This window comes from Flavobacterium gilvum (assembly GCF_001761465.1).
Taxonomy (GTDB): domain Bacteria; phylum Bacteroidota; class Bacteroidia; order Flavobacteriales; family Flavobacteriaceae; genus Flavobacterium; species Flavobacterium gilvum.
On sequence record NZ_CP017479.1, the window covers coordinates 262,901 to 274,985 of the forward strand.

Here is a 12,085-nt window from a genome sequence, read left to right on the forward strand (position 1 = left end):
GCAAAAATAATGAAAACTCGCTATTTAATATATTTTTTATAAACTTTAAAAGCCTGCCAAAAGGCCAAAATCACAAAAAATAATGGAATAAAAACCGGCATTATGTACTTGGAAAAAGGAATTGTATTCCCCGACAAAGAATCGAACACCAATATTACTACAAACATTCCCCAAAAAGTCCCTACTATGGTTCCCAATAGATAATGAAACTTCAGCTTACTGACCAATGATATGTGATTGGCGTTCATCAAATACAAATTCCATGCCACCCAAAAAGGGATTTGCAGAAAATTCAACGTACATAAAACAACTCCAATCAGTAATGGAGAATATCGAACATACTCTTCAAGATAATTATGTTCCTCGACAGTTATATTTGAATGAGCGTAAAACAAATACGCCAATAACAAAAGAAAAAAAACTGCGAAAAAATCAATTCCCTTTATCAGTTTTTTATTACTTATCAACCGATTGGCAAAAATTATCGTAAAATAAACTACTATCGTCTGCGCAATAATCACTCCCACCAAATAAGAAACAAGTGAATTCATTCCAAATTTAGAGAACACCTCTACCCCAATAATATTCAAGTAACTCAGTGGTAACGATCCTACGAAGCTCACAATAAACCCAACCGCTATGTTCTTAAAGGGCCTCATCTTTTTTATTATTTCTTTTGAGTAAGCAATCCACAAAAGTAAACAAACTCCAAATGAAAAAATTGCAACTAGGGATAAAAAAAATCCAAACTCGTAATTCAAGTTTGGATTCTCATCTTTTTTTAATAAAATCAATTATGCCTTTAATGTTCTCGAAATTACAATTCGTTGAATTTCGGAAGTCCCTTCATAGATTTGAGTGATTTTGGCATCACGCATCATGCGCTCCACATGATACTCGGCAACATAACCATTCCCACCATGAATTTGCACCGCTTCTATTGTGGTATCCATTGCCGTTTGAGAAGCAAAAAGTTTGGCCATCGCCCCAGATTGCGAAATATCCATTCCAGCATCTTTTTGAAAAGCAGCATTATAACACAGTAATCTTGCTGCGCTAATTTGGGTTGCCATATCTGCCAGTTTAAAAGCAATTGCTTGATGATTGAAAATTTCCTTTCCAAACGCTTTTCGCTCCTGCGCATATTTCAAAGATAATTCATAAGCTCCAACAGCAATCCCCAAAGCCTGCGAGGCAATACCAATGCGCCCTCCGTTCAAAACGGCCATTGCAAAATTAAATCCAAAACCATCGACCCCAATTCTGTTTTCTTTTGGCACTTTTACATCATTAAATAATAAAGAATGGGTATCAGAACCGCGAATTCCCATTTTCTTTTCTTTCGGACCAATATCAAAACCCGCCCATCCTTTTTCTACAATAAAAGCATTAATTCCTTTATGCCCTTTTTCAATATCGGTTTGGGCCATTACTATATATGTTGAAGCCGAAGCCCCATTGGTAATCCAATTTTTCATTCCGTTCAACAAATAATAATCTCCTTTGTCAATCGCGGTGGTTTTTTGTGAAGTCGCATCCGACCCCGCTTCTGGTTCCGACAAACAAAATGCTCCAATCACCTCACCTTTGGCAAGTGGCACCAAATATTTCATCTTTTGCTCTTCATTACAATATTTTTCCAATCCCGCACAAACCAATGAATTATTTACAGACATAATAACTGCTGCCGAAGCATCCACTTTGGCAATTTCACTAATGGCCAAGACATAGGAAACGCTATCCAGACCTGATCCTCCATATTTGGGATCAACCATCATGCCCAGAAAACCAAGTTCGCCCATTTTTTTGACCTGTTCTGTAGGGAATTTCGAGTGTTCATCTCTTTCTATTACCCCTTCCAACAATTCAGTTTGAGCAAAATCTCTCGCTGCTTGCTGTATCATTAATTGTTCTTCGGTTAGAGTGAAATCCATAATAATATAAAATAAAAGTTGTTTTTTGTTTAAAAAATATATTCAAAGATACTCTTAAATTATCAAATATTTAATTTTGAATCGTAAATTTGCGTCATGAAAAAAGACAACTATAACGTTATCGGAGTGATGTCAGGTACATCGTTGGATGGAGTTGATTTGGCTCATATTCAATTCGAAATAAAAAATGGTAAATGGGCTTTTGAGATACTCGAATGCGAAACTATTTCTTATACCCCTGATTGGATTTCCAACTTAAAAGCAGCTGTAAATTACGAAAAAAATCAACTAACTGCTTTGAACGAAAACTACACCAAATTATTATCTTCAATAATTATTGATTTCATTCAAAAACATAAGCTTGAAAATCTGGACGCCGTTTGTTCACACGGACACACCATTTTGCACCAGCCCCAAAACGGATTTACGCTTCAAATTGGAAATCTGCCCGAAATTGCAAAACTGACCCAGCAAAAAGTGGTTTGCGACTTCAGAGTTCAGGATGTTCAATTAGGAGGGCAAGGTGCGCCTTTGGTTCCTATTGGTGATCACATTTTATTTGCAGAATATGATTACTGTATGAATCTTGGCGGTTTTTCAAATGTTTCATTTGAAGAAAATAATAGCCGAATCGCATTTGACATTTCAGCAGTAAATACAGTTCTTAATTTTTACGCCAATCTATTGGGACTGGATTATGACAACAAAGGTCAAATTTCAAAAACTGGAAATTGTAATACTGAATTACTCGATGAGTTGAACGCTTTGAACTTTTATCAAAAAAAACACCCAAAATCGTTAGGTTTTGAATTTGTAAAAGAAATCATTTTCCCGATTATAGAGCGTTATCACATTTCTACAGAAGATAAATTACGCACTTATACCGAACATATTTCAATTCAAATCGCCTTGGCTTTGCCAAAGAAAAACGGAAGTATGCTTACAACCGGAGGAGGCGCATACAATGAATTCCTGATGGAAAGAATTCAGTTTCACTTACCCGAAATGAATATTATCATTCCTTCGAAAAAAATTCTGGAATTCAAAGAAGCATTAATCTTTGCCTTATTGGGCGTTTTAAAAATGCGGGAAGAAATCAATGCGCTTCATAGTGTTACGGGAGCAAAATACGACCACAGTTCCGGAGTGATTTATGACTATTAATAGCAATGCAACTATTTTTAAGATTGCCATAAACGACACGGATTAAACGGCTTCAAAATAATTGGAGCCGTTTTTTTTTACCATATAAGGCATATAAGGTCATTTAAAGCTGATGTGTTAACGCAGTCAACATTTTGCTTCTTTCCCTTGTTTTATAAAACTTATATGCCCTTATATGTCTTATATGGTTAATTAAAAAATATGTTTCCCTTGAATTAGACCCCTGCCGTTTTTTTGTCTAGACAATTTTTACTACTTTTCGGCGTTTTATAAATACACTTTAAAATCCATTTTCACAATGAGTTTTGCCCTTTCCAACGATCAAAAGAAATCACTAGCCTTATCCATACTCATTTATGCCTCTTTGTTGATACTGTTGTTTTTCATTCGGTTTTGGCCACCATCCAATCTCGAACAACTTATCGGAAGTGGCGGTGGCGGTGGCGGCGTTACCATAAATTTTGGAGATAGTGATTTGGGCTCTGGAAAGAATACAAACAGCAAAGTCCTGAATGTGCAAAACCACGCCAAAGCAGTTCCTGTAAAAAGTACGCCAGATGAAGCCACTTTGGCTCAAGAAAACAGCACCGAAGAAAGCGCAGTAATCCCTCAAAAAGAAAAACCTAAAAAACAGGAAGTAGTTGTAAAACCAGAACCCAAACCCGAAGTGGTTAAACCAAAAGTATCCAATTCGACCAATGACGCTTTGGCCAGCATCCTCAAAGGTTCCAACAAAGGCGGTGACGGCGATGACAAAACCGCAGGAAACAAAGGAAAATCCAACGGAAGTTTGACCGCAACAGGTTATTATGGCACAGGCGGTTCCGGCGGTGGTACTGGTGGCGGAAACGGAACTGGAACTGGAATTGGCAACGGAAGCGGTTACGGCCCGGGAAGCGGTGGCGGCTCTGGTGGAGGTAATGGCGGTGGTTCCGGCTATTCCCTCGGTAACCGAAAAGCACTCTCGAAACCCGCTCCAAAATATACCTGCAACGAATCCGGAAAAGTGGTCGTAGAAGTGACTGTTGACCAAACCGGAAAAACCATAACTGCAACACCCGGAGTAAAAGGAACAACCAATACGGCAAGTTGCCTTCTCGATCAGGCCAGAATTGCTGCTATGAACACCAAATGGGAATCTGACAGCAACGCCCCAATAAAACAAATTGGAAAAATTATTTATAATTTCAGCTTGAATTAATCCGATAATTAGGAGCACAACTTTTGTGCATTTCATCAACGGTAGTCCCGCTGTCCTTCCTATCTTTTTAAAAAATACCCCTTTCCGAGTTTTAGATCGTGAAAGGGGTATTTTTTAAAAAGGATATTCCCTCCCATCGGGGCTATTTTACAAGTTTAGTTTTTCATAAGTCTTTGCGAGGAACGAAGCAATCTCATTACGCATATACCCCGTGCTACCCGTGCTAGCGCGAGCGTCCCGCTCGTGCCCACAAAGTAATACCATCTACAAATAGTCATACAGAAAAGCAGATTTAGATTGTGTTCACGAGCGGGGACAATATTGTGGCAAAGCTGTATGAAAAAAAAAAAAAAAAAACGGCGATTGATTATAGAATACAAAAGAAACTTCACAATCAATATCAAAAAAAATCAATTAATAATCCATAACATCTCGTGTTCCCTCCGACCCGCGTGAAGGCAATGTCATTAAGTTAAGCGTTTTTTATGTCATTTCGACGAAGGAGACTCGAGCGACAGCGAACAGGCGAAGCAAATCACATAACGTGAGTCACTAGTGAGATTCCTCGTGCCTCGGAATGACAAAACGATGGTTTTATATCCTTAACTTAATGACATTGCGCGTGAGGGATGGAAGCAAGTTACCGAAGTAACGCGGACAGCCCGACAGCATAAAGGAAAGGAGCCGAATCACCGTTGCGATGATTTGGCTCCTTTTCTTTATGGTGGCGCGCCCCAATTATTTTTAATATTACTTTGGACTTGTAGCGATGACAAATTTCAGGTTGTTCTTCACTCCTATTTGCAATACATCGACCAAATCTTGCACTTGAAGATTGAACGGAATTCGGACGATTACCGTTTGGTCTTTTTCCGTGTTTATTTTGGACATCAAAGTAGTCTCGAGTTCTTCGAAAGCAACGGGCTGTTTGTCAATATAGAATTTTTTGTCCTCAGTAACCGATAAACTGATGAACTGCTTGTTGGTTTTTTCATGTGATTTTGCCTTTGGCAACGTCATTTTTATCACGTTTGGATTGGCCAAAGTGGAGATAATCAGGAAAAAAAGCAACAAAAAGAACATGATGTCACTCAAGGAGGAAGTGGCGACTTCGGCATGAAATCTTCTTTTTCTTTTGATGGACATGGTTTACGCTTTTTGAATAATGTTTACGAATTCCAATATTTGTTTTTGCACTTTCAGTGCATAATTATCAATCTTTCCGTTGAGCAAGTGGTAAGCGCTGTAGGCAATGATTCCCACAATTAATCCAGAACCACTACTGATCATTTTTTCATACAAACCTCCCGAAATATTTCCGATACTGATGTTTTCGGTTACCGAAATACTGTAGAAAATCTTGATAACCCCAGAAATCGTTCCGATAAATCCTAGTGTGGGCGCGATACCGGCGATAAGTCCCAATTGTCCAAGATGTTGTTCCATTTCGGCAATTTCGATATCGGCGGCGCGATCCATATTCGATTCAATTTCGGCAATAGGACGACCAATCAATGTAATCCCTTCTTTTATTACGTTTCCGGAAGCCGTGTTGGTTCGCTCGGTTATGGAACGAGCCAGCTCAAAATTTCCTGAGGTCAAATGATCTTTGACATCACGCATCAAAAGCGGATCAACCTTTGCTTTTTTATTGATATACAAATAGCGTTCAATAATCACATAAAAAGTATAAAATAACAGTATCGCAATAGGTATTAAAAAAAATCCTCCTTTAAAAATAAATTCCAGAACGGAGATTTCATTATTGGTAGTTGCCACTTTTTCGACAACAACATTGGATGCTGCATTAGCAAGGGTATCGGCCTGTAATTGTATAAAACTAAACATATTTTATTTTTGGTTTATAATCATTAATTGCAAAAAATATTTGAATTTTGTGGTTTACTTTTTTGCGCTGTAATATTAAACTAAAAAAAGCGAAAAATATTTCAATTTCAAACTATTTTATCAAAAATAAATGAACTATCAAGAAACGACAAACTGGATGTTTAACCAACTTCCAATGTATCAGCATCAAGGCGCTTCGGCTTACAAAAAAGACTTGACCAATGTTATTTTGCTTGCGGATCATCTTGATAATCCTCATAAAAAAATAAAATGCATACACGTTGCGGGTACCAACGGCAAGGGTTCAACCTCACACATGCTGGCTTCTGTTTTACAGGAAGCCGGATATAAAGTTGGGCTATACACTTCCCCGCATTTGAAAGATTTTCGGGAACGAATAAAAATTGACGGCAAGGAAATCTCCGAAGATTTTGTTTGTGAATTTATCCAAAAGCATAAATCTTTTTTTGAAGCCAATGACATGAGTTTCTTTGAAATGACTGTTGGCTTGGCTTTTGAATATTTTGCCAAAGAAAAAGTGGATATCGCTATTATAGAAGTGGGATTGGGTGGAAGACTCGATGCCACTAATATTATCACGCCATTGGTTTCTGTAATAACCAATATTGGCATTGACCACGTTCAGTTCCTGGGCAACACGCTGGAATCTATCGCGACGGAAAAAGCCGGAATTATCAAACCCAAAATACCTGTGGTTATTGGTGAATATACCCCTGAAACAAAGCCTGTATTTTTGGCGAAAGCCGAAACAAACAAAGCTGAAATTTATTTTGCTTCTGATTTGATTCCAGAAACGTTCCCTTCCGATTTAATTGGTGATTATCAGGAACACAACAAAAAAACTGTCATCCAAACTTTTAAAATTCTGAACGAGCAAACTAATTTTAAAGTAAGTGAACAAAGCCTAAAATCAGGATTACTCCAAGTAGTCAAAAACACCGGATTACTGGGTCGATGGCAACAATTGGGCGTAAATCCAAAAATTATTTGCGACACGGCACACAACAAAAACGGGCTCGAGATTGTTTTGGAACAAATTCAAAAAGAAACTTTCGAAAACTTACATATCCTTCTGGGGGTCGTAAACGACAAAGAACTGGGTGAAGTTTTAGCGTTATTTCCAAAAAATGCAACCTATTACTTTTGCAAACCAAATATCCCAAGAGGTCTGGATGCAAACTTATTACAAGAAAAATCATCGCAATTTTCACTTATTGGGAATACTTATAATTCTGTTTTAGAAGCTTTTGCTTCTGCACAGAATAATGCTACAAAAAACGATTTTATCTATGTGGGCGGGAGCACCTTTGTAGTGGCTGAATTGCCATTAAATAAAGAGGTTTAGCAATCACTATTTTTTTTCTTAAAAAAATAAATTAAAATTTCATAACTACTTGATTAACAATTAACTAAATTTATATGTGTTTTTTGTTAATTAATCACTTAATTTTTAATTTATTATGAAAAAGAAAACTTTTTTTTCGTTGAGAATGTTGATTTTAACATTCTGCCTAAGCGTAAACAGTTATGCTCAGGATGCCCCAAAACAAGATCCCCCCAACCTGTATTTATCACAATGACAACCCTACACAGAAATTTGGATATTGATCCTAAGGATTGGAAGGCAACGGAACAAGAGTACTTTGACAAAATAACAAGCAAAAATGATTTAGTTCTCGGTTCAGAAATCCTTACCCATTATTACACCAGCAACAATACTGAGGTCATTTTGGTTGATGTTTACAAAACTTGGGAAGACATCGAAAAAGCCCAAGAAATAGACGACGAACTCGCCAAAAAAGCCTGGCCTGACGAAAAAGCAAGAACCGCTTTTTTTGACAAGCGAAAAAGTTATTACACTCCTTTCCACTCAGACGAAATCTACTCTTCGATTGAAACGATTGGTCACAAAGAGTTCAAACCTTCATCAAAAGAACCCATGATTATTTATATAAGAAAATCGCAGCTATCAATGAGCGGTAAAGGGAAAGGTATGAAGGAATTTAACGAAAAGGTTACCCTAAAAGATCCTACCATCAAAGGATATTATCCTTTCCGCCACGCCTGGGGATCTGATAGCAGGGATTTTATGGAGGCTTATTACTTTGACTCATTCGCAGACATAGAAAAATCCAACAAAAAGCAAGACGAACTAGAAAAAACGGCCTGGCCTAAAGAAGCTGACAGCAAAGCTTTTTTTGATGAATTAAAATTAGCATTCACAGGTGTTCACGGAGACTATATCTACCATAATTTACCAGAAGCTTCCAAATAAAAAAACTATACGCAAATAATACAAAAAACAGCCACAGATTAAAAAGATTCACACAGATTTCTTTAACACTTATGTATAAAATCAGTGTGAATCTTTTTAATCTGTGGCAAAAAAATCTTAGCACACTTTTAATGACTGCCATAAAAAACAATCAGCACAAATTACACTGTTCTATCAGTAATGCAATTTGTGCTGATTGTTTATAAATCTCTACATGAGTAAAAAACTTACTCTTCTATGTCTTTTGTTTCCTCAATTTCTTCTCCTTGTTTTCCTACTTTCACTTTTGGATTATCCTTAGTTCCTGTTACCGTCAGCGGAACTCCGATAATTCCAAACGGAGGTAATCCCAATCGCATTTTGATATTTAATTTACCGTCTAAACTTGATGTTCCCTCAATTCTTGGTCTGAAACCGGCAAACTTAAACTTAAATCTTTCAATGGTAATGATGTTGTTTTTTACTGTTGTTTTGATATTAACATTTGACAATTCGGGGTTTTTCATTTCCTCGTGATCCGTTTTACTACTAACCGCACCAAACATTTTCATTCCTTTTACTTTCACATTTTTCACAGAAATAACACCACCACCTATCAGCGAAGGATAAACAGGCATCATTTGCTGATCCAGCCTTCCTTTTATTTTGTAATCCAACGAAACAATTCCTTCGGCATTTTCGGCGGCACTGGCCATTTCTCTAAACATTTTCACTTGTTTATAAGCTCGTTTTATATCAAATTCTTTTGCATTGATTTGATATTCAAAAAGTGCTTTTTGTGGAGTGAGTCCTTCGTAAGCGGCATTCATCATCACATTACAACCAATTAAATTGAAGCCGGTATTTTGCATCAATATTTTTCCGTTTTTCATTTTTACAGCTCCTTTTCCGTCCTGTAAAGTCAGTCCCTGATAATTTATTTTATGAGCAGTGGCATAAAATTGTAAATCCAGATTATGCGGAACCAAAATCACTCCGCTCTGTTGAGCAGTTGGCGGTGGAGTTGCATTTGGTGTTCCATTTGTCGAAGCTTCCGGAGCTGTCGCAACGGCTGTACTTGACATAAACTCATCTACATTAATGTATTTTGAATTTAACGTAAATGCCCCTCTTAAAACTCCATTTTTAGACGAAATGAAATTAAATACATTTTGCAAATAACCATTCATTTTAAAATCAGACTCTCCATAGGATGCCAAAAACGTATTGAAAGACATTTTATCCTGATTGAATCTAAATATCCCTTCTTTAATCAGTAATGATTTAGGCAAATACTCTGTAACGACATTAATGTTTCGAACTTCAAGCGTTCCTTTATTATTCAATTTGGCGTAATTCCCTTTTTCAGCATCACTTTGGTTTCCAGTTAATTCCAAATCGGCTTTGACATAACCATCTACATCCAATCCTTTTTGAGAAAACACCTTGTATATTTTGCTGATATTCAAAACCCCTTTGGCTTTAATATCATAATTTAGATTATCAAAATTTTTCAAATCTGCTTTTACCCAAAAAGGTTCCCCTTCAAAAGTAAAACCTGCCGGATCCAATACAACTGAAAGGCCATCATAAGTTCCTTTTTGATTGTTTATTTTGGAAACGACATTGATATCAGTAATCGGATTTGGGTAATACGGTGTTTTCACAAATCCATTTTTCAAATCCACCGTTCCATTCGCATTTGGAAAAAGTCTTTGTTTTTTATCGAATTTCCCTTTGGCTTTCAAATCACTTACCAACATTCCTTTTAATTCTATATTCGAAACTCCAAGTGCGCGATTTAATTTCTCCAAATCAATTTTGGAATCCAAAACCAAATCAACGTCCGGAGCAGACAATCCATTCATTTTTAATTGAGTTTTCAGATAATTTTTCTCAATATTTAAAGATAAATTTCTGGCATCCACAATCAAAAGTTCAGGATTTAAAGAAGGTACTTTGGTCGAAATATCCATATTTAAGTTGGAAACGGGAAAAGCACTTTTTTTATAATTTACAAATCCATCTTTTACTTTAAAATCCAAATTCAAATCTGGTGCAATTTTTTTTGATGCAATGTATTCCCCTTTGAGCGTAAGCAATAAATCTATTTTACCATTTAATTCTGCATCTTTCAACCAAGTAATATATTTTGGCGGAAAAGCTGTGAAAAGCTCATAAAGATCACTTTTGTATGATTTTACAACAAAATCCATATTGTATCCATCTTTTAGGAAATCAAATTTCCCTTTAAAATCGACCAAAAGTTTATTAATTGATAAGTCATTTTCTTCAAAAACAAAAGAAAGCGAATTGGTATTAATTTTGGTAATCAATTCCCCATCGACTTTTTTATTCATCAAATAAGGCTCTTTGGCGTAAATTAAATTCAACTTACCGATTTTAATTTTCGAATGTAATTCAAATATAGCCTGACTCAAATCTCCATTTCCTAAATAATCAAACCCGAAAGCATCAATATGAACATCTGTAGACTGATCGTCATAAACGAGCTTACTGTTATTGATTTGAATTTCTTCTAATTTGATTCCTGTTTCAGACTCTTTTTCTTTTGCACCTGTTTCTTTTTCGCCTTTATAAACATTATAATTGGCTTCTCCTTTTTCATTCACTTTCACATTAATCAAAGAATTGGAAAGAAAAATTTCGTCAATTTTGATGGTTTTTCCAAAAACGAGACTGCTCAAATTGATTCCGAAAGCAACTTCATCGGCGGCAATAAATTTTTCATTTTGAAAAGGAGCCGACCCGTTTAATTTGAAATCGGTTAACGAAAGCGTTAATGAGGGGAAATGAGTAAAAAAAGAAACATTGGCATCTGTATAATTCAACTCGCCATTGAGTCTTTCATTGGCTGTTTTCTTTACCTGGTCCCTTATTTTATCCGAAAAAGCCAATGGCACGATAAACATCAGAGCCAATAAAACAACAAGAGTAATACCCACATATTTTAGAATCTTTAAACCTATTGATTTATAATTGGTAGCTGCCATATTTATTGTGATATAAATTAATTAAATTAAAAAGAAGTTTTACCCGTGTACGGTTTCATTTTTACCGTAATTAACAATGATCGAAGTTTCATACTCAATCCATTCTTTCCAACGCTTGTCTACATCAAAATTGTCTACATATTTTCTGGCAAAGCCAAGGAAAGTAGTATAATGTCCCGCTTCAGAAATCATTAAATCTCTATAAAATTTGGCCAATTCTGGATCTTCAATATTCTCTGATAACACTTTGAAACGCTCACAACTTCTGGCTTCAATCATAGCCGAAAACAGCAATCGATCCACCAAAGCATCTTTGCGGCTGCCGTCTTTTTTCATGAATTTAAACAATTCATTTACATAATGATCCTTTCGCTCCCTACCCAAGGTCAGCCCTCTGCTTTTTATTAAATTATGAACCAATTGAAAATGCTCCAATTCTTCTCTAGCAATCACCAACAACTCGGTCACTAATTCCTCTAACTCAGAATTATAAGCTATCAAACTAATAGCATTAGAGGCTGCTTTTTGTTCACACCAAGCGTGGTCAGTTAATATTTCTTCGATATTGGTTTCTACTATATTTACCCAACGTGGGTCTGTGGCTAATTTCAATCCAAGCATGACAACTAATTTAATCCTACAAAATTAG

At 36.2% G+C, this 12,085-nt stretch carries 10 protein-coding genes; 4 read left to right on the forward strand and 6 right to left on the reverse strand.

Going from position 1 to position 12,085, the window contains the following annotated elements; translation table 11 throughout:
• Positions 1-20: 20 nt before the first annotated feature.
• Positions 21-551, reverse strand: coding sequence for a hypothetical protein (locus EM308_RS01270; protein WP_231926275.1), 531 nt, complete (start codon positions 549-551; stop codon positions 21-23).
• A 243-nt stretch (positions 552-794) separates the two neighbouring features.
• Positions 795-1,934 (reverse strand): acyl-CoA dehydrogenase family protein, encoded by a 1,140-nt coding sequence (locus tag EM308_RS01275; RefSeq protein ID WP_035637182.1) that lies wholly within the window; start codon positions 1,932-1,934, stop codon positions 795-797.
• A 96-nt stretch (positions 1,935-2,030) separates the two neighbouring features.
• Between EM308_RS01275 and EM308_RS01280 the strand changes: the two genes are divergently transcribed.
• Positions 2,031-3,098 (forward strand): anhydro-N-acetylmuramic acid kinase, encoded by a 1,068-nt coding sequence (locus EM308_RS01280; RefSeq protein WP_035637180.1) that lies wholly within the window; start codon positions 2,031-2,033, stop codon positions 3,096-3,098.
• 298 nt (positions 3,099-3,396) lie between these two features.
• Positions 3,397-4,299 (forward strand): hypothetical protein, encoded by a 903-nt coding sequence (locus EM308_RS01285; protein WP_035637177.1) that lies wholly within the window; start codon positions 3,397-3,399, stop codon positions 4,297-4,299.
• A gap of 750 nt (positions 4,300-5,049) precedes the next feature.
• Here EM308_RS01285 and EM308_RS01290 read toward each other — a convergent pair.
• Both EM308_RS01290 and EM308_RS01295 read right to left on the reverse strand, forming a co-directional pair.
• Entirely contained in the window at positions 5,050-5,445 is a 396-nt protein-coding gene (locus EM308_RS01290; protein WP_035637154.1) for an ExbD/TolR family protein, read from the reverse strand.
• 3 nt (positions 5,446-5,448) lie between these two features.
• Positions 5,449-6,147: a MotA/TolQ/ExbB proton channel family protein gene (locus EM308_RS01295; protein ID WP_035637152.1), complete on the reverse strand. Its 699-nt coding sequence runs from the start codon at positions 6,145-6,147 to the stop codon at positions 5,449-5,451.
• Positions 6,148-6,277: 130 nt separating this feature from the next.
• Between EM308_RS01295 and EM308_RS01300 the strand changes: the two genes are divergently transcribed.
• Together EM308_RS01300 and EM308_RS01305 are read left to right on the forward strand one after the other, a co-directional pair.
• Entirely contained in the window at positions 6,278-7,513 is a 1,236-nt protein-coding gene (locus tag EM308_RS01300; protein WP_035637150.1) for a bifunctional folylpolyglutamate synthase/dihydrofolate synthase, read from the forward strand.
• 231 nt (positions 7,514-7,744) lie between these two features.
• Positions 7,745-8,443 carry a hypothetical protein gene (locus EM308_RS01305; protein ID WP_051877778.1) on the forward strand — a complete coding sequence of 233 codons (699 nt, stop codon included), beginning with the start codon at positions 7,745-7,747 and terminating at the stop codon, positions 8,441-8,443.
• 227 nt (positions 8,444-8,670) lie between these two features.
• Here EM308_RS01305 and EM308_RS01310 read toward each other — a convergent pair whose 3' ends face one another.
• Together EM308_RS01310 and miaE are read right to left on the reverse strand one after the other, a co-directional pair.
• Positions 8,671-11,436, reverse strand: coding sequence for an AsmA family protein (locus tag EM308_RS01310; protein WP_035637148.1), 2,766 nt, complete (start codon positions 11,434-11,436; stop codon positions 8,671-8,673).
• 39 nt (positions 11,437-11,475) lie between these two features.
• On the reverse strand, positions 11,476-12,057 hold the full coding sequence (miaE, locus tag EM308_RS01315; RefSeq protein ID WP_035637146.1) for a tRNA-(ms[2]io[6]A)-hydroxylase: 582 nt from the start codon (positions 12,055-12,057) through the stop codon (positions 11,476-11,478).
• Positions 12,058-12,085 lie beyond the last annotated feature (28 nt).